This window comes from Arthrobacter sp. 1088 (assembly GCF_031455315.1).
Taxonomy (GTDB): domain Bacteria; phylum Actinomycetota; class Actinomycetes; order Actinomycetales; family Micrococcaceae; genus Arthrobacter.
The window spans coordinates 39,211-60,908 of the sequence record NZ_JAVDSM010000019.1 but is presented as its reverse complement, the minus strand read 5'-3'; the positions used below and the strand labels follow the sequence as shown (position 1 = coordinate 60,908).

The window sequence follows — 21,698 nt, the reverse complement described above, 5'->3', positions numbered from 1 at the left end:
CTCATAACGCGCACAAATGCGACCTAGTTGGGTGAGGGGGTGCGCAGGACCAGGAATTGGTAGTGCTGCGTCCAGTTGCCCGCTCCCGGCCCGGACTCGACACCGATGCCCTCCGGCCAGGTCCTGAAATGCTCAATCGAGCCGTGCTCTCCGAAGATCCGGCGCACGGTGTCGTCGCTGCGGCGGCTGAAGAAACGGCGGGGTTCTTCGAGGTCCTCCGGGTTGAGGACCTCCACATCCTCACCGGACCAAAGCCCGACGGCGATCGGCGCACCAGCCGCGCTGACCCGCACAAGTTCGCTGACGACGTCGTGAATCCTGCTGTTGGGGACGTGCAGGAGGGTGCTCATGGTCCAAACGGCGGAGAAAACCGAATCGGGGAACGGCAACTGGCGGCCACTGGCGACCGTAACTTCGAGCCCATGCGCCCGGGCCACATGAACGCTTTCCGGTGAGAGGTCCACGCCCGTGTAGTGCAGGCCTGCACGGACGAACTCCAACCCCTCCACACCCGTGCCGCAGCCCAGCTCGAACACGGAGTGCCGGTGTTCCTCCTTCAGGAGGCGGGTGAACCATTCCCGGCACTCGACCCGATGCGGTGTCAACGCGCGCGTGTTCCGGACAGGCGCCTGGCGGTCGTAGAAAACTGCGAGGTCAGCTTCGTGGTCAGCTTCGGGGACGCCATGCATACCCCCAGCTTAGGAGTGGCGCTAGTTGAACACCACGGTCCGGGTGCCATCCAAAAGCACACGGTGTTCAGCGTGCCACTGGACTGCCTGGGCCAGGGTGCGCCCCTCCACGTCGCGGCCCATCTGGACGAACTGGGCGGCAGTGCGGGCGTGGTCCACGCGGATGACTTCCTGCTCGATGATCGGCCCCTCATCGAGGTCCGCCGTCACGTAGTGGGCCGTTGCGCCGATGATCTTCACACCGCGGGCGTGGGCCTGGTGGTAGGGCTTGGCCCCCTTGAAGGAAGGCAGGAACGAGTGGTGGATGTTGATTGCCTTGCCGTTCAACTCCGTGCAGAGCTCGTTGGAAAGGACCTGCATGTAACGCGCCAGGACCGTGAGTTCGACGTCGTGCTCCGCAATCAGTTTCAGGAGTTCGGCCTCGGCCTGCGGCTTGGTCTCCGGTGTCACAGGAATGTGGTGGAAAGGGATCCCGTAGAACTGGGCCAGCTCTTCAAGGTCGCGGTGGTTTGAAACAATCGCCGGAACCTCGATAGGCAGCGTTCCGGTGCGCTGCTGGAACAGGAGATCGTTCAGGCAGTGCGCATCCTTGGAACACAGGATGATGGTGCGGACCTTCCGGCCTACAGGGTTGATCTGCCAGGTCATGCCAAAGGACTCCGCGACCGGCCGCAGTGCGGCGGCCAGCTCGTCCTGGGAGGACGACGTCGTAGCCTCTACGCGCATGAAGAAGTTGCCGGTGCTGGGGCTTCCGTACTGCTGGGAATCGGCGATGTTGCAACCCGCCTCAAGCAAGGCTCCAGCTACCGCGTGGACGATGCCGGGGCGGTCGGGGCAGGAGAGTGTTACAACAAAAGCAGCAGGCAAGGCGGATTCAGTCACGCGGATAAGCCTACCTGTGCTGCCTTGTTGTACTGTTAACGGGTCGCAACTGGCGTTGGGTGGACTACCACCAGGGAGCGGCAATCACGAAGACCACGGATCGTACGCCTGGGCCGAGGGTCATGTCTTACCGCTGCATGCACGTGACCGATGCCTCCGTAATCAAGGGGACGCGGGAATGCTGCTGCCGGTAGCCTGACCTGTAGCACCACCGTTGCCTAGCCAGGAGATCTCCGTGCCTACCACCACCACTTCCGCGTCTGTCAGCAACCAGTCGCTCGCTGAGCTCGATCCCGAGATCGCAGCAGTCCTCGACCAGGAACTCGGCCGACAGCGCGGCACCCTGGAAATGATCGCCTCCGAAAACTTCGCCCCGCGCGCCGTCATGGAAGCGCAGGGCTCCGTCCTGACCAACAAGTACGCCGAGGGTTACCCGGGCCGCCGCTACTACGGCGGCTGTGAATACGTCGACGTCGCGGAGCAGCTGGCGATCGACCGCGTCAAGGAACTGTTCGGTGCCGAGTACGCCAACGTCCAGCCGCACTCCGGTGCACAGGCAAACGCTGCGGCGCTGTCCGCCATGATTACCCCGGGCGACAAGATCCTGGGCCTTTCCCTGGCACACGGTGGCCACCTGACCCACGGCATGAAGCTGAACTTCTCCGGCAAGCTCTACAACGTAGCTGCTTACCAGGTTGAAGAAGACAGCTTCCGCATCGACATGGACAAGCTGCGCGAGCAGGCCATCGCCGAAAAGCCGCAGGTCATCATCGCCGGCTGGTCCGCGTACCCGCGCCACCTCGACTTCGCCGCCTTCCGCTCCATTGCCGACGAAGTTGGCGCGCTCCTGTGGACGGACATGGCACACTTCGCCGGACTGGTTGCAGCAGGCCTGCACCCGAGCCCGGTCCCGCACTCCGACGTCGTCACCTCCACCGTGCACAAGACCCTCGCAGGTCCGCGTTCCGGTGTGATCCTGGCCAAGCAGGAGTGGGCCAAGAAGCTGAACTCCAACGTCTTCCCGGGCCAGCAGGGTGGCCCGCTCATGCACGTCATCGCCGCCAAGGCTGTTGCCTTCAAGATCGCCGGCAGCGAAGAATTCAAGGAGCGCCAGGAGCGTGTCCTCGAGGGTGCCAGGATCATCGCTGACCGCCTGAACCAGTCCGACGTCGCCGAAGCCGGCGTCTCGGTCCTCACCGGCGGTACCGACGTCCACCTGGTCCTGGTTGACCTGCGTAACTCGCAGCTGGACGGCCAGCAGGCCGAAGACCTCCTGCACTCCGTGGGCATCACCGTGAACCGCAACGCTGTTCCGTTCGACCCCCGCCCGCCGATGGTCACCTCCGGCCTCCGCATCGGTACGCCTGCACTGGCTACCCGCGGATTCGGTGCCACCGAGTTCACCGAGGTCGCCGAGATCATCGCCACGGCACTGAAGGCCGGCTCCGCAGCGGACGTCGAAGCGCTCCAGGCACGCGTCGACAAGCTGGCTGCCGACTTCCCGCTGTACCCGCAGCACGAGCAGTGGTAAACAGCGGTTCCCGCGACAACAAGCGCTGAAAACGCATTACCCGGGCACTGAACCGGAGCCAACGGGATCCGCCGCCACACCCTCGGCGGCGGGTCCCGTTGGCATGAGCCTGCTCGAAGGCTTTCGAAAATAGGTCAACCACCAGAAAGAGCAGATGGAATGACACAGTCCACAGCACAGATCCTTGACGGCAAGGCCACCGCCGCAGCCATCAAGGCCGAACTGACCGAACGCGTTTCCGTCCTCGCAGCAAAAGGCATCGTCCCGGGCCTCGGCACCATCCTGGTGGGTTCGGACCCGGGCAGCACCTGGTACGTCGGCGGCAAGCACAAGGACTGCGCCGAGGTGGGCATCCAGTCCATCCGCCGTGACCTGCCCGAGGACATCACCCAGGAAGACCTCCTGAAGGTTGTCCGCGAACTCAACGAAAACCCGGAATGCACGGGCTACATCGTTCAGTTGCCGCTGCCCAAGCACATTGACCAGGACGTCATCCTGGAAGCCATGGATCCGAACAAGGACGCCGATGGCCTGCACCCCATGAACCTTGGCCGCCTGGTGGCCAACGTCAGTGGCGAAATGAAGTCCCCGCTTCCCTGCACACCCAAGGGCTGCGTGGAACTGATGCGCCGGCACGGAATTGATCTCAACGGCAAGCGCGTCCTGGTAGTGGGCCGCGGCGTCACTATCGGCCGCCCCATTGGCCTCCTGCTCACCCGCAGGGAAGTCAACGCCACTGTCATCCTGGCGCACACGGGAACCGTTGACCTGCCTGCGGAACTCAAGCAGGCCGACGTCGTGATTGCCGCTGCAGGCGTGCCGCACATGATCAAGGCTGAAGACCTCAAGCCGGGCGCAATAGTGCTCGACGTCGGCGTCAGCCGCGTAGAGGACGCCAACGGCAAGGCTGTGGTCACCGGAGACGTGGACCCCGCAGCTGCCGACGTCGCCGCCTGGTTGTCCCCGAACCCGGGCGGCGTGGGTCCGATGACCCGCGCCATGCTGCTCGCCAACGTCGTGGAGAGCGCCGAGCGCGCAGCTGGCATCGCCTGAGGCGTACCAGCAGTCGAAAATGCAGGGCGCCTACTCCTCCGGGAGTAGGCGCCCTGCTCCGTTAACCCGACGACGAACACCCGGACCAAAGCTAGGCTCGGTGTATGCAACCCCGTTTCCCTGGTGGCCGCCGTTTCGCAGGCCCACCCACGAGCTTCATCGTCATCACGGTGGCGCTCATCCAGGTGGCGGGGACGCTTTTTTCCGCGAGCCATCAGGACGCCCCACGGCCGTTGGACGCGCTAGCGATCCTGTTGCTGCTGGCCGGGCCTGCTGGACTGGCGTTCCGGAGGCGGGCGCCTGTGGTTATGCTTCCCGTCGCCCTTGTGGCCACGGGTGCCTATGTTGGCCTTGGCTATGCCTGGGGTCCGATTCCGCTCTCGCTGGCGTTGGCCATGGTTCTCACGTCATCGGCGGGTTTGCGGTGGCAGGCGTGGGTGGGGGCCGGAGTCGCCGCTGCCGCAGTGGTGTTCGCGGCCGCACTCAGCGGCGATCCCAACTGGCCCCTCCGCGCTTCAGCAGGGGTGGCATGGGCCGCCATCTTGGTGCTGATAGGACAGGGATTCCGACGCCGGAGCGAGCGGTTCGCGGAATACCGACGTCGCCGGGAGGCCGCCCGGAAGGCCGAACGCGATGAGTACCGGCTCACGCTCGCCCGCGATATCCATGATGTCGTGGCTCATTCGTTGTCCATGATCAACGTGCAGGCATCCGTGGCGTTGCACGTGGGCTCGGATGATCCCCAGAAGCTTCGGCCTGCACTGGAAGCCATCAAGGCAGCCAGCAAGGAATCCCTCACGGAAGTCCGGCAACTTCTGGGCGTGTTGCGGGAGGACGTGCCGCTTGCCCCGGCCGCCCGCCCTACGCTTGCCAGGATCCCCGAACTTGTGAAGAACGCGGAGCTGGGTGGCTTGCAGATCCGTTTTGAGGACCACTCGAACCATGAGCTCGTCGGCCCGGCGCAGCAGGAAGCGGCGTACCGGATCATCCAGGAAGCCCTGACCAACGTCGGCAGGCACTCGGGCGCCCAATCCGCCGTCGTGAGCGTCTCCAGCGGTGAGGGGCTGTTGACTGTCCGGATAGACGACGACGGCGCGGGCATGGGCGGGGCGCTCCCGGGCAACGGCCTCACGGGGATGCGCGAGAGGGCGGTCGGCTTGGGCGGGACGCTTACGCTACACGAACTCCGGCCCGGGCTCCGCGTAGAGGCGCTGTTGCCCATAACAGAGCAGGCAGAAGGAAACCGCCCATGATCCGCATCCTCCTCGCCGACGACCAAACCCTGATCCGGGCAGGCTTCCGTGCCCTCCTGGACGCTGAACCGGACATGGAAGTGGTGGCCGAGGCCGGCACCGGAAGGGAGGCAGTGAGGCTGGCGGCGCGCGACAAACCGGACGTCATCCTCATGGACATCCGGATGCCGGACGACGACGGCCTCACCGCCACCCGCAGGATTCTCTCGGACCCAACCCTGTCCGGCACACGCATCATCATCCTGACAACCTTCGAGCTCGACGAGTACATCGCCGAGGCCGTCCGCGCGGGCGCAGCCGGCTTCCTGGTGAAGGACACCGAACCCGCAGAGCTCATCCGCGCCGTCCGGGTCGTCCACGACGGCGATGCGCTCCTCTCGCCCTCGGTCACCCGGCGGATCATGGCACAGATGGCATCGCAGAGCCGGGCGGCAGGAAAAGTGGTTCCCCTCGAGCAGGTGACGGAACGCGAACGCGAAGTCCTGGCCTTGGTGGGGGAGGGCCTGAACAATGCAGAGATCGCCGAACGCCTGTTCATCACCCCGCTGACCGCGAAGACCCACGTTTCGCGCATCATGACCAAGCTGATGGTGAGGGACCGCTCGCAACTGGTGGTGCTCGCTTACGAATCGGGCCTGGTCCGGCCAGGATGGAGCAGCTGACCGCCGCCCGGCCACTCCGCACGGAGTAGCGGGCCGCTTCCAAGTGACTCCCGACGGCGGACGTCCCGCCGGCCGTCCGCGGGCAGACTCGAATCAGAGCCGAAAGACGGTTCGCGCCGGGAAACGGCGGAGAGAGTTTGGATCACTGACATGTTCACCGCATTGGCTTCAATCGTCGGGGAAACCACCACGCCCGGGGGAGCGCTGGCACAGTTGCCGGCCACCGTCGTCGCGCATGGTCCCTGGGGAGACGGTACGTACTGGCCGTTCTTCCTGCTGTTCCCGCTGTTCTGGATCCTTGTGATCTTCCTGTTCATTTTCGTCGGCCGGAGGGCTTGGCGCCGCAACCATCACTGGGTAGCTACCCAGGGTGCCGAGGGCGTGCTGCGCGAACGCTATGCACGGGGCGAAATTGATGAGACAGAGTTCAGGCAGCGGCTGGAGGTATTGCGCTCGCAGCCACCGTCCTGACCTGGACGAAAGCGAAAATGAGAGGGCTCTTGCAAAAATATCTGCAAGAGCCCTTTCACATATTCGTTGGCGCTACTAGTCTGCTGAGGGTGCACAATGAAGCAACCGGCTCTGCAACACACTCCGAATCGTGGCAAACCAGCTTCGACATGAACCCACCCACCGTCATCAGCGCGCGGAACCTCACCAAAACCTATGGCGAGCTCACAGCCGTGGACAACATCTCCTTCGATGTTCCGGCGGGAGAGTCCTTTGGGCTGCTCGGCCCCAACGGCGCGGGCAAATCCACCACCATGAAAATGATCGGCGGCGTCTCGCAGCGCACTTCGGGAACGCTCAACATCATGGGCCTGGACCCGGAATCCCATGGACCCGAAGTCAGGGCACACCTGGGCGTCGTTCCGCAGCAGGACAACCTTGACGAAGAACTGAAGGTTCGCGAGAACCTGATCGTCTACGGCCGTTACTTCGGCCTGCCGCTGAGCTACCTGCGGCCCAAAGCGGACGAGCTCCTGGAATTCGCGCAGCTCACGGACAAGGCCAACTCCAAAGTGGATGCGCTGTCCGGTGGCATGAAACGGCGGCTCACCATCGCGCGGTCGCTCATTAACGAACCCCGCATCCTGCTCCTGGACGAGCCCACCACGGGCCTTGACCCGCAAGCCCGGCACATCCTCTGGGACCGCCTGTTCCGGCTCAAGGAAAACGGCGTCACACTGATCCTGACCACCCACTACATGGACGAGGCAGAGCAACTCTGCGACCGCCTGATCGTGGTGGACAAGGGCAAGATCATGGCCGAGGGATCGCCGGCCAGCTTGATCCGCGAGCACTCCTCCCGCGAAGTACTTGAATTGAGGTTCGGATCCGAGCGGAACTCGCGTATCGGCGTCGAACTTCAGGGCATCGGCGAACGGCTGGAGACACTTCCTGACCGGGTGCTCATCTACGCGCACGACGGGGAGGCGGCCCTGGAGCAGGTTTCGGCGCGGGGGCTGCGCCCGATGACGTCCCTGGTGCGCCGTTCCTCCCTGGAGGACGTGTTCCTCCGGCTCACGGGCAGGAGCCTCGTTGATTAAGGATCCGTTGGGACCTTTCGGTGAAGGTACTGCCAAACCAATCACGACGGCGGAGCAGCCGTTGCGTGCACACCCGCCTGCCGTCTCGGCAGCCAGGGCGCGTCGTTGGGGTTCCTTCTTCTACGCGGAACAGGTGCTCCGGGTCATGCGCAATTACGGCTGGTCCGTGGTGCTCTACAGCGTGGGGCAGCCCGTGGCCTACTTATTCGCCATGGGAGTCGGGCTGGCAAGCCTGGTTGATGCGAACAGCGAATCCGTCTTCGGGGGCGTCAGCTACCTGGAATTCGTGGCACCAGCGCTGCTGGTCTCAGCGGCAGTCATGACGGCTTCCGGAGAATTCTCCTACCCCATCATGGACGGCTTCAAATGGCGGCGCGTATTCTACGGGCCGCACGCCTCGCCCCTGGTACCGCAGCAAATAGCGAGCGGCCACATCTTGGCAAGCACGCTCAGGTTCCTGCTGCAGTCGCTCGTCTACTTAGCGGTAGTGGCCATGTTCGGGGCCTCGCCGAGTCCCTGGGGATGGGCGTCCGCACTGGTTGCCACCGTGGCGGCATTGTCCTTCGGCATGCCACTCATGGCCTATGCCGCCAGCATCACCCAAGACAAGGGGCAGTTCGCGCTAGTGCAGCGATTCATCGTCATGCCACTGTTCTTGTTCTCCGGGACGTTCTTCCCCCTGGACACGCTGCCGTGGGCTGTCCGCTGGATCGGCTGGATATCGCCAGTGTGGCACGGAACTGAGCTGGGGCGGGTCTTCACTTATGGCATGGACGAGAACCCCTTGCTGACCATGACGCATGTGGTGTACCTCCTGGGGACCGCCACGGCCGGCTGGCTGCTGGTCAGGCGCCAGTTCGTGAAGAGGATGGGCTCATGAGCATCCTGACCGGCGGCCACAGCGCCACGGATATCGCCCGGGAACGCAAGTTCGGACCGCTCTACTCCCGAAATGCCAAGGCAGTGGTGGCCCGTGGCCTCATGGCCGCCAAGTCCAGTACCTGGCTGGTGTTGCTGTCCGGGTTCTTCGAGCCGGTCCTCTTCCTGCTGGCCATGGGCGTAGGGATGGGCTCGATCGTGGGCACAGTCCAAGGACCCGGCGGCGCGGACATCAGCTACGCGGCCTACATAGCGCCGGCACTCCTGGCGGTCTCAGCCATGAACGGCGCCATTTACGATTCCACCTGGAACGTCTTCTTCAAGATGAACTTCGCAAAGCTGTACCAAGGGATGCTGTACACATCCCTTGGCCCGCTGGACGTTGCCATGGGCGAGATCTTCCTGGCGCTGTTGCGGGGTCTTCTCTACGCCACAGGTTTCACGGCAGTGATGGGAGTCATGGGGCTGATTACTACCTGGTGGGCCATCCTGGTTATTCCTGCGTCAGTACTGATCGCCTTCGGCTTTGCGAGCTTCGGCATGGGCATCACCAGCTTCATGAAGACGTTCCAGCAAATGGACTGGATCAACTTCTTCCTGCTGCCCATGTTCCTGTTCAGTGCCACGTTCTACCCGCTCAGCGTCTACCCGCAGGTCATCCAGTGGTTTATCCAGGCCATGCCCCTATGGCACGGGGTCGAGTTGCTGCGGCAGATCAGCGTGGGCTCGTTCAGTCCTGCCACTGCCATCCACGTTGGCTACTACCTGGTGATGATTGCCTTGGGGATCATGCTCACCACCGGACGGCTGCGTCAACTGTTCCTGAAGTGATGGCTTTGTGTTCGCCATCCGTGGAAGCGGCACAGGCACCTTCAGGGGTTTGCGACAATTGACTCATGCAATCTCTCGGCGACCCGCACCCGTCCACGTCCTCGTCCGGTAGAGGCCTTTTCAAGGGCTTCCGCATCGGCGGCCTGGGGATGACCGTAGTCATCATCGCTTTCGTGGTGGCTGTTATTTTCGCGGCCAACCAGAACGATTTTGTGGGTTGGGTAGTTGCGGTGGTCGCCTTCGGCTGGCTCGCACTCGCCGCCTTCGTGGTGTTCAGCATTCGAAGGGCCGCGCGGCGCGCCGGAGCAAAATTGAGCGAAGCGCAAGCCGCCTTCAACTCGGCAACCGGCCGCGCGCCGTCGTCGTCCTCGGCTGACAGCGGCGGCACCCGCGTTGTCGCTGAACGCAGCCAGGCCGATGAAGTACGGGACCTCAAGCTGGACCATTCCTTCAAGATTGTCCAGGTGCAGGTGCGCGTTGTGGACGAGGAACGTGCCAAGGGTGCAGCGGCAAACCAGGACACCATCAACCGCGCGCTGGAAACCATCGCGATCACGGCCACCAATGCGCGGGACATGATCAAGTCCTCAGGTGGCTCGGACGAGCCCGTGGCCGGCACCATCATCGACTAGAGTAGACCGGGTGAGTACGGCATTGAAGAAGGACTTCCTTCGCATCGCATCGGTCAACGTCAATGGCCTTCGGGCTGCCTACAAGAACGGCATGGCGGAATGGCTGGAGCCACGCGAAGTAGACATCCTCTGCTTGCAGGAAGTCCGCGCTCCTGACGCAATCGTCAACACCCTGCTCGGCGAAGGGTGGTACATCCTCCACGCCGAGGCTGAGGCAAAGGGTCGCGCAGGCGTTGCCATTGCTTCCCGCGAGGAACCCACAGCCACCCGGATCGGAATCGGCGATGACTACTTCGCCACCGCCGGCCGCTGGGTTGAAGCGGATTTCATCGTCACGAACACCGGCGGTGAATCCTCCACGTTGTCCGTGGTCAGCGCCTACGTTCACTCCGGTGAGGCAGGTACGCCCAAGCAGGATGACAAGTACCGCTTCCTGGACGCCATGACCACCCGCCTCCCCGAGCTCGCCAAGCACAGCGATCACGCGCTGGTAGTTGGCGACCTCAACGTCGGACACACTGAACTGGACATCAAGAACTGGAAGGGCAACGTCAAGCGTGCCGGTTTCCTGCCGGAGGAGCGCGCTTATTTCGACCGCTTCCTGGGTGAAGAAATCGGATGGAGGGATGTCCACAGGGGCCTGGCAGGAAATGTTGCCGGCCCCTACACCTGGTGGTCCCAGCGCGGAAAGGCCTTTGACACTGACACAGGCTGGCGCATCGACTACCACCTGGCTACTCCCGGACTTGCAGCAGCCGCGTTCTCGGCTGTCGTGGATCGGGCGCCTTCGTGGGACACCCGCTTCTCTGACCACGCACCGCTGGTAGTGGACTACCGGCTTTAAGCTTCACGAAAGTATTGCTCAATGACTAGCTCCATCACGACTGAAACCGGCACCCCAGCCGCCACACTGCCCAGCGGGAGTACCGTGACCTCCACCAAGCTTGCCGTTGGCGCCAAGCAGCGCGTCCTTTCAGGTATGCAGCCCTCTGCTGATTCCCTGCACCTTGGCAACTACCTTGGCGCTTTGGTCAACTGGGTTCGCATGCAGGACGAGTACGACGCCGTCTTCTTCATTCCGGATCTGCACGCCATCACCGTTCCGCAGGATCCTGCCGAGCTCGCCCGCCGCACCAGGGTTACGGCTGCCCAGTACATAGCCGGCGGCGTGGACGTGGAGAAGTGCACGCTGTTCGTGCAGTCGCAGGTCCCCGAGCATGCCCAGCTTGCGTGGGTACTGAACTGCATCACCGGTATGGGTGAAGCCGGCCGCATGACGCAGTTCAAGGACAAGGCACAGAAGCAGGGCTCGGACCACGCCAGCGTCGGCCTGTTCACCTATCCCATCCTGCAGGCTGCAGACATTCTGCTCTACCAGCCGCACGGCGTACCTGTCGGCGAAGACCAGCGCCAGCACGTGGAGCTCAGCCGGGACCTCGCGAACCGCTTCAACAGCCGTTTCGGCGAGACGTTCCAGGTGCCCGAGCCCTTCATCCAGAAGGAATCGGCAAAGATCTACGATCTCCAGAACCCCACGGCCAAGATGTCCAAGTCCGCTGAATCACCCGCTGGCCTCATCAACCTGTTGGATGACCCCAAGACCGTGGCCAAGCGCATCAAATCCGCTGTCACTGACACTGAGACCGAGATCCGCTACGACCGCGAAAACAAGCCGGGCGTCTCCAACTTGCTCACCATCTACTCGGCCATCAGTGGTACCCCGGTGGAGAAGATCGTGGCCGACTACCAGGGCAAGATGTACGGCCACCTCAAGGTAGATCTCGCCGAACTCGTCTCCGGACGCCTTGCGCCCATCCGTGAGCGGGCCAACGAACTTCTAGCGGACCCCGCAGAACTGGACCGTCTCCTGGCTCACGGTGCGGACAAGGCGCGTGAGATCGCCTCGGCGACGCTCGCCGATGTCTACTCCAAGGTAGGCTTCCTGCCCTACCGCGGGGATGCCTACCGCAGCGAGCAAGGAGTCCGCTAAGTTCATGTGCGCAGCTGGCCAGCTTAACGTCAAGACCGATACCCCCCAAGGCGTCGGTCCGGACGAATCGCGCCAGCCTGCTGTCACCGGCACCGATTGCGGTGCCGGTGACACCATGTGCGTTGGGGTGATCCTCGGCTTCCCGCCGGAGATCGCGCGTGAACTGCAGGCCTGGCGCGCCTCCTTTGGGGATCCCATGGCCGAAGTCATCCCAGCCCACATCACCCTCATCACCACCACGCCCACCCAGGATTGGGCAGCCACCCGGGACCACGTGCGCGAGATCGCCCGCTCACAGGAACCGTTCACCATCACCATCTCCGGTACCGGTTCGTTCCGGCCCGTTTCGCCCGTGGTTTTCGTCAACGTGGAAGAAGGCTTTGAAGAGTGCGTGCAACTGCACGAAAAGCTCCAGACGGGTCCGCTTGAGCGTTTGCTTCCTTTCCCGTACCACCCGCATGTCACCGTGGCCCATGATGTGGCCGAGGAAAATCTGGACGAGGCCGAAACGGTCCTGAGAGATTACCGGGCGACCTTCCCAGTGGTTAGCATGGGACTTTACGAGCACGACACCAATGGAATTTGGCAGCTACGGGAAGAGCTCGACTTTGGCGGCGACACTGACGAAACGCAGCAGGCGGAATCAACATCCACCGGCGGGAAGTCCTCCGCTGCCAACTGAGCTGGCAAAGCTAAAACTTCAACTTCTTCACAAGCGGCAGGACTGGGGCCATGCCAAACGTGCCGGAGAAGGCCTGCCGAAGAGGGCCGGAGCCCTTCTCGCCCTCCTGATTGCCAGGCTGAACACCAACCGGGCCATGCGCTCCTTCCAGAACTACACCCGGCAGCATGGACCGCTTCTGAGTGCGGGCATCGGCTTCAACATGTTCTTCTCCATCACGGGTCTGCTCACCACGGGTTTCGCCGTCGCCGGAATCGTCCTCGGCGGCAACCCGGTCCTCGAAGACGCCGTCATTGGCAGCGTTGCCTCTGCAGCTCCGGGACTCCTCCAGGTCAATGGCGGCGAGGGACTGGTCGATCCCCAAACACTGCTCAATCCCTCAGGGCTTGGGTGGACCGCGGTCATCGCGGCTGCGGTAACCATCTTCACGTCCCTTGGATGGATTGCCAGTGTCAGGGAAGGCCTGCGTGGCGTAATGGATGCTGATCCGCTCCAGCGCAGCCCCATCCTGCAGAAGCTGATCGACGCCGGCACCCTCCTGCTCCTTGGCGTGATCCTCGTGGTCAGCGCCGGCGCATCCCTGATCTTTGGCACGGCTGCTGCGTGGATCTTCGACCTCCTCCGGTTGGACGAAGCAGTGGCGGCTCCCGTGGCGGCCGTCGTCAAAGTCGTCGTCCCCCTCCTGCTGAACTGCGCGACGGCGGCAGTGTTGTTCCATATCGCAGGTGGCCTCAAGCTGGGGCGCCAGGCGTTCATCGAAGGGGTTGCGCTGGCTGGCATCGGGACCACCGTGCTTCAGCTGTTCAGTACCGAACTCCTCGCCCGGGCAGGACAGAACCCTGTCCTCGCCTCGTTCGCCATCATCATCGGCCTTCTGATCTGGTTCAACCTGGTAAGCCAGGTGTACCTTGTTTCGGCTTCGTGGGCCGCCATCCGCGAAGCTGACCTGCAGGCAGGGGAGACCCCGCGCAAGAGGCTCCTCGGTTCACGCCGCACAACGCCCCAGACGTAAGAGTTGCTTTCTTCCAGGAGGTTTCATGAACAACCAGTTGTGGATCGCTTGCCTCCTGGGAACCGCTGCAGGGCTGGTGGTTGGCCAACTCGTGTTCAACTCTCCATTTGTGGGAATCCTCGTTGGCCTCGGCCTGGGCGCCTTGGTTGGAGCGGCTGTAGGACCCCGCCGCGAATAGAGGACCCCGCCGCGAATAGCAACGCGGGGTCACTTACGGCCCATCCGGAGGGGGATTATGGGCCGTAAGTGACCCCGCGTTGGTTCCAATCCGGCTATGGTGCCCGGACCAGACCTTCCCACCTGACGGTCCAGTCAGCCGGGAAACCTGGTGCGTGGCGGTCCGGTCCGTTGTCCCAACCAGCGGCCATCAACGCGACGGCGGCGAGCAGCCCACCATTCCCAGGCAGATATAACGGAAGCGAATCCGTTTGACGCTTGTGCCCGTTTGTCAGCACGGTGTTTTTTCCGGCGTCCAGCAGAAGGGCGTCGACGGCGGCCTCCGGGTCCTCCAATCGGGCAGCGGTCATTGCCATTACTGGATAGTCCCACCCCCAGGTGCTTCCCCAATCCCAGTCCGCCAGGACATCCGACAGGGTAGCGCGCATGATGTCCGGATCAATCAGGTCCGTCAGAGGGAGGACCCCCAGCGCGCACAGCATCGAAGGGTGGTCCGTGCGGATAGTGAAGGGCTCCACGTCGATCGCAGCGTAAACGCCATTCACCACGCGTGGCTTTACCAAAGCGTCCGCAACGTCAGTCCACGCTTCCACGGGTTCCAGACCCAGCCGCTCGCGCCAGGCAGCTGCGGTCCGCAGCCCCCACTGCCAGTAGGCCAACTCAAATGTGGGATTGGTGACCCTGGCCCGGATGGAGCCGTAGCTTTCCTGTGCCGGAATCAAGGGTGGCGCCAGCTCGAATCCACGCTGCGTTAGATGGGCGAAGCTGGCCATGAAGGCAGCTGACTCGAACACAATCTCCGCGAATTCTTCCAACACCTCACGGCTGGGATTTGCCCGGTACGCAAGCTCGGCCAAGTAAATGGGGTGTGGCTGCTGCCAGATCAGGAATGTTCCGATCGGACTTGGGCTTTCCCGGCCGTCCGGCCCGATCTGCTTGGGCCAGCGCACGCCGTCGAATCCTTGCGCGTTTGCCGTTTGACGCGACACCTCCAGCACTGTGGAGTACCACCGTAGCGATGGCAGGAGCAGCTCCACCCGGTTCCAGTGGGCAAAGTGTGCAGCATGCCACCAGTGCATTTCCAAATGGAAGCGGCCGCGCCAGGAGTTGCACACGAGTCCGGTTTCCTGCGGAGGCAGCGAACCTGAGCAATTGATCGCCGTCAGATACTGCGAAAGGACAATCCGGCGCTCAAGTTCCTTTGCTCTGGGATCGTCGGTCGCATCAAGTTCGATCGCCCCGCCGGAGGACCAGAACCCGGGCCAATAGGCCTCCGAAGCTGCGGTCACGCTAAGGGCAGGTGAAAGCCCGACGCCGGTCTGGCCAATGGCGTCAGGGCTCACCGCTGGCGTCGTGGCTGTTGGCCTGTTGTTGCCTCGAGGGATGCAGTCGCCATCTCCGGCGGACAGGAAGGCGACGGTGAAGTCCAGCATCTGGTTGGTTTCCGGACGCCCGGTCATGGCGTGAGCTACTCGGAGTTGGTGCTGTCCGGTCTGTTCCACTGTCAGGTTGTCGCCGGTGATCACCACCTGATAGCGGGCCTCATCCAGTTCCCGGTGGACTGTCCATGTTGGACAGCCATCATGCTCTTCGGACATCACGGGACCGTCTACCGAGGTGGTGTGGGCGTCCGGACTGTTCCAGTCAGCCGCGTCGTGCCAGGCCTCGGAACCGTAGGGGAAGCTGATGCCAATAAGCAGACCGGCGCCCAGTGCTGGCGACTCCACGCGGAAGCCGAGTTCGTCACGGTCCGGGTGGCACGCCGTCGTGACCTTGACGCGGTGTCCGGCCAAGGTGAAGCGGCTGATGATTACTCCCGACCATAAATCGAGTGTTTGTTCGGTGTCTGTGATTTCAGCCTCAAGGATGGAGCGCGCCGTGCCATTCTCCAGCCACTGGAAGCCGATGCGCCCCAGGTCCAGCCGGTGCTGGTTCGCCCGGAGCCAGGTTTCAGCCGTGGATGTGTCTGTCTCGCGATCATTGACGATGCCACCCACCATGTCCACGTAGGGCACTGGGCCGCGGGGGGAATCGTAGAGGACTATCGAGTCGGCAAGGTCGTACGGCTGCGGCGGCGGCACGGAGTGCCAACCCCATTGTGACTGGGTTCCCAGAAGCGTGCCCGGCGGGAGGTCATCGCGGGCGCCCACAGGGTAAGACGCCGACAGGGATTGGAGTCCGGTGACGTCAACGGTGAAGCCGAACTCGCCATTGCCCACGGAGAGCGGGCTTCCGGGATCGAGACGACTCTGATGGACGTTGTGCCGCTGAACGAGAGCCTTCCGGTCGATTTTTCCGGCTGTTGTGTGCACTCCGCACGCCCTCCCAGTTTGTGATCGAAATAGTTAATACTCATAACTATTGACGAGCATAAACCCTCTTGATACGTTTCAGGAACCGTTTTCTCAGACTTGAAGGAAGTTACCCAATGACGCGTAAATCTGTCCGTCGCATGCGAAAGTCAGTAGCAGTTTTGGCTGCCGTCAGCCTGTTGGGGCTCACCGTGGCATGCTCCAGCCCCTCATCCAACCAGTCCGGGGACGGGCCCGTGGAAATACGGTTCTCGTGGTGGGGCAATGCCACCCGCGCTGAACTGACCAGCAAGGCCATCAAGGAGTTCGAGGCCGCCAACCCCAACATCAAGGTCAAGCCGGAGTACGGCGACATTGGAGGCTACTTCGACAAGCTGGCAACCCAGGTGGCAGCCAACGACGCCCCCGATGTCATCACCATGGGAGGTGCCTACCCGGCCGAGTATGCAAACCGTGGCGCCCTGCTGGATCTGTCCAAGGTGGAGGGCTCACTCGACCTCTCCAAAATGGATCAGGGAGCCCTTGAAAACGGCCAGGTCAAGGGCAAGCAGTACGGCATCTCAACCGGTGCCAACGCTTTGGCCATCGTGGTGAACCCCGCTGTTTTCCAAGCGGCAGGCGTCTCCCTGCCGGATGACAACACGTGGTCATGGGATGACTTCGCAAAGACCGCAGAAGACATCACGGCCAACAGCCCCAAGGGAACGTACGGTACAGCCACAGTCCTCACGCATGACTCGCTGGACGCTTTCGCCCGTCAGCGGGGCAAGTCGCTTTACACAGAAGACGGCCAGTTGGGACTGGACAAGGAAACCGTGCAGGACTATTTTGATTTCTCGCTCAAGCTCAGCGAGTCAGGCGCGGCCCCCAGCGCTTCGGAGACGGTAGAAAAGCTCAATGTCAGCACTGAGCAGACACTTATGGGCATGGGGCAGGCGGGCATGATGCTCACCTGGACGAACTCCCTGACCGCACTGAGCAAAGCCTCCGGCGCTGAGCTGAAGTTGCTGAAACTGCCTGGGGAAACGCCCGCTCCCGGCATCTGGCTGCAGTCTTCGCAGTTTTACACCATCTCAGCCCGCAGCAAGCACACGGATGCCGCTGCCAAGCTGGTCAATTTCCTCGTGAACAATGAGGCCGCAGCAAAAATCATCCAAAGCGACCGTGGCGTACCCAGCAACTCCGGCATGCGTACGGCCATCCAGGATCTGCTGACGCCGCAGGGCAAGGCAGAGGCCGCCTATATCGACCAGATCGGCAAGATGGATTTCGCCCCCACATTCATCGGTCCCACCGGTTCAACAGCGGTCTCCGAGATCACGGCGCGCATCAACACCGAAGTCCTCTTCAAGCGGCTGACGCCGGAGAAAGCCGCCGAGCAGTGGCTTAGTGAGAGCAAAGCGGCCATCGGCAAATAGGGAACACCAACGCGGGGTCACTTAGGGCCCATCCGGAGGGGGATTATGGGCCCTAAGTGACCCCGCGTTGCTTTAATCAGTGGGCGTCCCGGACTTCCAAGTAGGGATCAGCCCAGGCGCTGATGATCCGTGCCACCCGGGCGGCTTGTCCTTTGCCCGTCAGGAGGTGCTCGCTGCCCTCCAGGGAAATGAAGCTGCGGGGATGCCGGGCCGTCCGGAAGATTTCGCTGGCGTTATCGATGCCCACGGTGTTGTCAGTGGGGGAGTGCATCACCATCAGAGGCTTGTGGAGGGTGCGGATGCAGTCGCGCAGGTCAGCGCGTTCCACGTCCTCCACAAAGTGCCGGCGGATTTCCATGGGCCTGCCGCCCAGGTCAACCACGGCGCTGCCGTCGCGCAGGATGGAATCTATTTCGGCGTCGAACATGTGCTCGACGTGCTTTGGCTCGTAAGGTGCGCCCACGGTCACTACGGCGTTGAGGCCGGGGATGTCGCGTGCAGCAGCCAGAACCGCGGCGCCACCGAAGGAGTGGCCCACCAGCAAGGAGATCCCCCTGCCCTGCTCCCGCATGAAATCGGCAGCCAGGATGGTGTCGGCCACTTTGACGCTGAACGAGCCTGCGGACCATTCTCCGGCAGAGCCGCCCAGGCCAAGGTTGTCGAACCGGAGCATGCCCACACCCTGCTCCGCGAGCCCTTTGCAGATCCGGGAAGCAGCAGGGCTGTCCTTGCCCAGGGTCAGGCCGTGCGAGTACACGCCCCAGCCACGTACAGGGCCCTCAGGCACGTCTACAATGCCAGCAAGGGCATCACCCGTACTTCCAGTGAAAGTGATCTTCTCAGGGCGTGACACGCTGGTCTCCTTGCTTTTGCACTATCGGGCCGGAGCCGGACTGGTGAAGTGATTAACGACGACGGCGCCACTCACCAACAGGGGTGGGCGGCGCCGTCGTCGTTTGGTTCCTAGGGGGACCGGCGAACTAGATCTTGCGGGCCAGGATGGCCTGCTTCACCTCGGCGATTGCCTGGGTCACCTGAATGCCGCGGGGGCATGCTTCCGAGCAGTTGAAGGTGGTGCGGCAACGCCACACGCCTTCTTTGTCGTTCAGGATTTCCAGGCGCATGTCGCCGGCGTCATCACGGGAATCGAAGATGAAGCGGTGTGCGTTGACGATTGCGGCCGGACCAAAGTACTGGCCGTCGGTCCAGAAGACCGGGCAGGACGAGGTGCAGGCAGCACAGAGGATGCACTTGGTGGTGTCGTCAAAGCGCTCACGGTCTTCAACGGACTGCAGGCGTTCCTTGGTGGGCTCGTGGCCCTTGTTGATCAGGAACGGCATGACTTCGCGGAACGACTGGAAGAAGGGTTCCATGTCCACGATCAGGTCCTTCTCCACGGGGAGGCCCTTGATCGGCTCGACCGTGATGGGCTTGGTGGTGTCCAGGTCCTTCAGCAGCGTCTTGCAGGCGAGGCGGTTACGGCCGTTGATGCGCATGGCATCCGAACCACAAACACCGTGTGCGCAGGAGCGGCGGAAGGAAACGCTGCCGTCGATCTCCCACTTGACCTTGTGCAGGGCATCCAGAACTCGGTCCGTGCCATACATGGTCAGCTTGTAGTCATCCCAGCGGGCTTCTTCCGAGATTTCGGGATCGTACCGGCGGACGCGCAGGGTGATGTGGAAAGTGGGGATTTCACCGTCGCCGGCGACACTCGCCGGAAGCTCGATCTTGGAAGCGGGCTCTGCCATTTCGGTAGTCATTAGTACTTACGCTCCATCGGCTCGTAACGGGTGAAGACAACGGGCTTGGTCTCCAAACGGATGCCCGCAACGGATTCGGCCGACGAGTCGACGGTAACGGAGGAGTCCAGGTAAGCCATGGAGTGCTTCATGAACTTTTCGTCGTCGCGGTCCGGGAAGTCCTCGCGGTAGTGGCCGCCGCGCGACTCTTCACGGTGCAGTGCACCGACGGTCATGACCTTGGCCATGTCCAGGAGGAAGCCCAGTTCCACGGCTTCCAGCAGGTCCAGGTTGAAGCGCTTGCCCTTGTCCTGGACGGTAACGTTCTTGTACCGCTCTTCGAACGACGCGATGTCGCTGAGCACCTTTTCCAGGGATTCCTTGGTGCGGAACACCTGCATGTTCGCGTCCATGGTGTCCTGCAGTTCCTTGCGGATCTGGGCAACACGCTCGGTGCCGCTGCCGTTAAGCAGGCCGTCAAGGATGCCTCGCGTCATGGCCTCCGGGTCCTCGGGCAACTCGACGAAGTCGGCCGTCTTGGAGTACTCCGCAGCCGCGATGCCGGCGCGCTTGCCGAAGACGTTGATGTCCAGAAGCGAGTTGGTGCCCAGACGGTTGGAGCCGTGGACGGATACGCAAGCAACTTCACCGGCTGCGTAGAGGCCCGGAACGATCGTGTCGTTGTCCTGGAGGACTTCGGTGGTGATGTTCGTGGGAATGCCGCCCATTGCGTAGTGGGCGGTGGGGAACACCGGAACCGGGTCCGTGAACGGTTCCACACCAAGGTAGGTGCGGGCGAACTCGGTGATGTCCGGAAGCTTGGCCTCGATGTGGGCAGGCTCAAGGTGGGTCAGGTCCAGGAGGACGTAGTCCTTGTTCGGACCACAACCACGGCCTTCACGCACTTCGTTCGCCATGGCGCGGGCCACGATGTCACGGGGTGCAAGGTCCTTGATGGTGGGGGCGTAACGCTCCATGAAGCGTTCACCCTCGGAGTTACGCAGGATGGCACCTTCACCACGTGCACCCTCGGTGAGGAGGATGCCCAGGCCTGCGAGGCCGGTCGGGTGGAACTGGAAGAATTCCATGTCTTCCAAGGGGATGCCACGGCGGAAGGCGATGCCCATGCCGTCGCCTGTCAGGGTGTGGGCGTTGGAGGTCGTCTTGAAGACCTTGCCTGCACCGCCGGAGGCGAACACTACGGACTTGGCCTGGAAAACGTGCAGTTCACCGGAAGCAAGATCGTAGGAGACTACGCCGGCGACACGCTTCTGCTTGTACGGGGTACCGTCTTCGCGTACTGCGTCTTCTTCGACGATCAGCAGGTCAAGGACGTAGTACTCGTTGTAGAACTCAACGTTGTGCTTGACGCAGTTTTGGTACAGCGTCTGCAGGATCATGTGGCCCGTGCGGTCGGCAGCGTAGCAAGCACGGCGGACAGGAGCCTTGCCGTGGTCGCGGGTGTGGCCACCAAAGCGGCGCTGGTCGATCCGGCCTTCGGGCGTGCGGTTGAACGGCAGACCCATCTTCTCCAGGTCCAGCACGGCGTCGATGGCTTCCTTCGCCATGACCTCGGCTGCGTCCTGGTCAACCAGGTAGTCGCCACCCTTGATCGTGTCAAAGGTGTGCCACTCCCAGTTGTCTTCTTCGACGTTGGCCAGTGCTGCACACATGCCACCCTGGGCTGCACCGGTGTGCGAGCGGGTGGGGTAGAGCTTGGTCAGTACCGCTGTGCGTGCGCGCTGACCGGATTCGATCGCGGCGCGCATGCCGGCGCCACCTGCACCGACAATGACGACGTCGTACTTATGGACCTGCATACCAGATGCTCTCTCTTTCAAAAATTCAGATGGTCGGCGGAGGCTGTTCCGCTAAGTCAGGCGCAACCGGTTCCCTGCAGGGCCGGCCGGCTGCGCCAGGAAGCCGCTACGGGGCCGGGCAGAAGCCGCCGGGCAGCTGAACGCCGTCGACGACGGGGCACGGGTTGAACGTGAAGATCACCAGGGTGCCGAGAATGATGATGACAGCCGTGGCTGCATAGAGGACTACCTTGAGCCAGAAGCGCGTGGAGTCCTTTTCCGCGTAGTCGTTGATGATGGTGCGGACGCCGTTGGTTCCGTGCAGCATGGCAAGCCAGAGCATCGCGAGGTCCCAGAACTGCCAGAAGGGATCTGCCCACTTACCGGCAACGAAACCGAAGTCGATGGCGTGGATACCCTCACCCACCAGCAGGTTCACGAAGAGGTGGCCGAAGATCAGCACCACCAGGACGATGCCGGAGAGGCGCATGAAGAGCCAGGCGATCATCTCGAAGTTGCCACGGCTGGAGCCGGTGCGGTTGTACTTCGGAGCAATCTTGCCCGAACCGATTTTTCCGCTGCGGGGGGATTCGATCGTCGTCAT

22 protein-coding genes are annotated in these 21,698 nt (G+C 62.8%); 15 read left to right on the top strand and 7 right to left on the bottom strand.

What is annotated here, in order from left to right; genetic code table 11:
* Window positions 1–23 precede the first annotated feature (23 nt).
* Together J2Y41_RS21830 and purU are read right to left on the bottom strand one after the other, a co-directional pair.
* Window positions 24–689, bottom strand: coding sequence for a methyltransferase domain-containing protein (locus J2Y41_RS21830; RefSeq protein WP_309931668.1), 666 nt, complete (start codon window positions 687–689; stop codon window positions 24–26).
* Between the two features lie 21 nt (window positions 690–710).
* The gene (gene purU, locus J2Y41_RS21825) at window positions 711–1,571 is read right to left on the bottom strand and encodes a formyltetrahydrofolate deformylase (RefSeq protein ID WP_309931666.1); all 861 of its coding nucleotides are present in this window, start codon (window positions 1,569–1,571) and stop codon (window positions 711–713) included.
* 235 nt (window positions 1,572–1,806) lie between these two features.
* On the opposite strand from purU, the gene glyA reads away from it, so the two are divergent.
* From glyA to J2Y41_RS21755, 14 genes are all read left to right on the top strand, one after another.
* Window positions 1,807–3,102: a serine hydroxymethyltransferase gene (glyA, locus tag J2Y41_RS21820; RefSeq protein ID WP_309931664.1), complete on the top strand. Its 1,296-nt coding sequence runs from the start codon at window positions 1,807–1,809 to the stop codon at window positions 3,100–3,102.
* Window positions 3,103–3,261: 159 nt separating this feature from the next.
* Entirely contained in the window at window positions 3,262–4,155 is an 894-nt protein-coding gene (locus J2Y41_RS21815) for a bifunctional methylenetetrahydrofolate dehydrogenase/methenyltetrahydrofolate cyclohydrolase (RefSeq protein ID WP_224166784.1), read from the top strand.
* Window positions 4,156–4,259: 104 nt separating this feature from the next.
* Entirely contained in the window at window positions 4,260–5,408 is a 1,149-nt protein-coding gene (locus J2Y41_RS21810; RefSeq protein ID WP_309931661.1) for a histidine kinase, read from the top strand.
* On the top strand, window positions 5,405–6,070 hold the full coding sequence (locus J2Y41_RS21805; protein WP_309931659.1) for a response regulator transcription factor: 666 nt from the start codon (window positions 5,405–5,407) through the stop codon (window positions 6,068–6,070). The genes J2Y41_RS21810 and J2Y41_RS21805 overlap by 4 nt, the downstream gene beginning before the upstream one ends.
* Window positions 6,071–6,220: 150 nt before the next feature.
* Window positions 6,221–6,541 carry an SHOCT domain-containing protein gene (locus J2Y41_RS21800; protein ID WP_309931657.1) on the top strand — a complete coding sequence of 107 codons (321 nt, stop codon included), beginning with the start codon at window positions 6,221–6,223 and terminating at the stop codon, window positions 6,539–6,541.
* 149 nt (window positions 6,542–6,690) lie between these two features.
* Entirely contained in the window at window positions 6,691–7,620 is a 930-nt protein-coding gene (locus J2Y41_RS21795; protein WP_224093888.1) for an ABC transporter ATP-binding protein, read from the top strand.
* Between the two features lie 40 nt (window positions 7,621–7,660).
* On the top strand, window positions 7,661–8,500 hold the full coding sequence (locus J2Y41_RS21790) for an ABC transporter permease (RefSeq protein ID WP_309931675.1): 840 nt from the start codon (window positions 7,661–7,663) through the stop codon (window positions 8,498–8,500).
* Window positions 8,497–9,330 (top strand): ABC transporter permease, encoded by an 834-nt coding sequence (locus tag J2Y41_RS21785; protein WP_224091520.1) that lies wholly within the window; start codon window positions 8,497–8,499, stop codon window positions 9,328–9,330. The genes J2Y41_RS21790 and J2Y41_RS21785 overlap by 4 nt, the downstream gene beginning before the upstream one ends.
* 65 nt (window positions 9,331–9,395) lie before the next feature.
* Window positions 9,396–9,962 (top strand): hypothetical protein, encoded by a 567-nt coding sequence (locus J2Y41_RS21780; protein WP_309931655.1) that lies wholly within the window; start codon window positions 9,396–9,398, stop codon window positions 9,960–9,962.
* A gap of 10 nt (window positions 9,963–9,972) precedes the next feature.
* Window positions 9,973–10,806, top strand: a complete 834-nt coding sequence (locus J2Y41_RS21775) for an exodeoxyribonuclease III (protein WP_224166788.1) — start codon at window positions 9,973–9,975, stop codon at window positions 10,804–10,806.
* A 21-nt stretch (window positions 10,807–10,827) separates the two neighbouring features.
* Window positions 10,828–11,952, top strand: a complete 1,125-nt coding sequence (gene trpS, locus J2Y41_RS21770) for a tryptophan--tRNA ligase (protein ID WP_224166789.1) — start codon at window positions 10,828–10,830, stop codon at window positions 11,950–11,952.
* Between the two features lie 4 nt (window positions 11,953–11,956).
* Window positions 11,957–12,634: a 2'-5' RNA ligase family protein gene (locus J2Y41_RS21765; RefSeq protein ID WP_224166790.1), complete on the top strand. Its 678-nt coding sequence runs from the start codon at window positions 11,957–11,959 to the stop codon at window positions 12,632–12,634.
* Complete coding sequence (locus J2Y41_RS21760; RefSeq protein WP_309931653.1) at window positions 12,561–13,646, top strand: YihY/virulence factor BrkB family protein; 1,086 nt, start codon at window positions 12,561–12,563, stop codon at window positions 13,644–13,646. Before J2Y41_RS21765 ends, J2Y41_RS21760 begins: the two co-directional genes overlap by 74 nt.
* A 25-nt stretch (window positions 13,647–13,671) precedes the next feature.
* Window positions 13,672–13,824 (top strand): hypothetical protein, encoded by a 153-nt coding sequence (locus J2Y41_RS21755; protein ID WP_224091527.1) that lies wholly within the window; start codon window positions 13,672–13,674, stop codon window positions 13,822–13,824.
* Window positions 13,825–13,918: 94 nt separating this feature from the next.
* On the opposite strand, the gene J2Y41_RS21750 is transcribed toward J2Y41_RS21755, so the two are convergent.
* Entirely contained in the window at window positions 13,919–16,135 is a 2,217-nt protein-coding gene (locus tag J2Y41_RS21750; protein ID WP_309931650.1) for a hypothetical protein, read from the bottom strand.
* A gap of 116 nt (window positions 16,136–16,251) precedes the next feature.
* On the opposite strand from J2Y41_RS21750, the gene J2Y41_RS21745 reads away from it, so the two are divergent.
* Complete coding sequence (locus tag J2Y41_RS21745; RefSeq protein ID WP_309931648.1) at window positions 16,252–17,553, top strand: sugar ABC transporter substrate-binding protein; 1,302 nt, start codon at window positions 16,252–16,254, stop codon at window positions 17,551–17,553.
* Window positions 17,554–17,629: 76 nt separating this feature from the next.
* Here J2Y41_RS21745 and J2Y41_RS21740 read toward each other — a convergent pair whose 3' ends face one another.
* The 4 genes from J2Y41_RS21740 to J2Y41_RS21725 all read right to left on the bottom strand — a co-directional run bounded on the left by J2Y41_RS21740 (window position 17,630) and on the right by J2Y41_RS21725 (window position 21,698).
* Window positions 17,630–18,406 (bottom strand): S9 family peptidase, encoded by a 777-nt coding sequence (locus J2Y41_RS21740; protein WP_224091529.1) that lies wholly within the window; start codon window positions 18,404–18,406, stop codon window positions 17,630–17,632.
* Between the two features lie 127 nt (window positions 18,407–18,533).
* Window positions 18,534–19,316, bottom strand: a complete 783-nt coding sequence (locus tag J2Y41_RS21735) for a succinate dehydrogenase iron-sulfur subunit (RefSeq protein ID WP_224091531.1) — start codon at window positions 19,314–19,316, stop codon at window positions 18,534–18,536.
* Entirely contained in the window at window positions 19,316–21,115 is a 1,800-nt protein-coding gene (sdhA, locus tag J2Y41_RS21730; RefSeq protein WP_224091532.1) for a succinate dehydrogenase flavoprotein subunit, read from the bottom strand. The genes J2Y41_RS21735 and sdhA overlap by 1 nt, the downstream gene beginning before the upstream one ends.
* A 106-nt stretch (window positions 21,116–21,221) precedes the next feature.
* Window positions 21,222–21,698, bottom strand: coding sequence for a succinate dehydrogenase hydrophobic membrane anchor subunit (locus J2Y41_RS21725; RefSeq protein ID WP_216924882.1), 477 nt, complete (start codon window positions 21,696–21,698; stop codon window positions 21,222–21,224).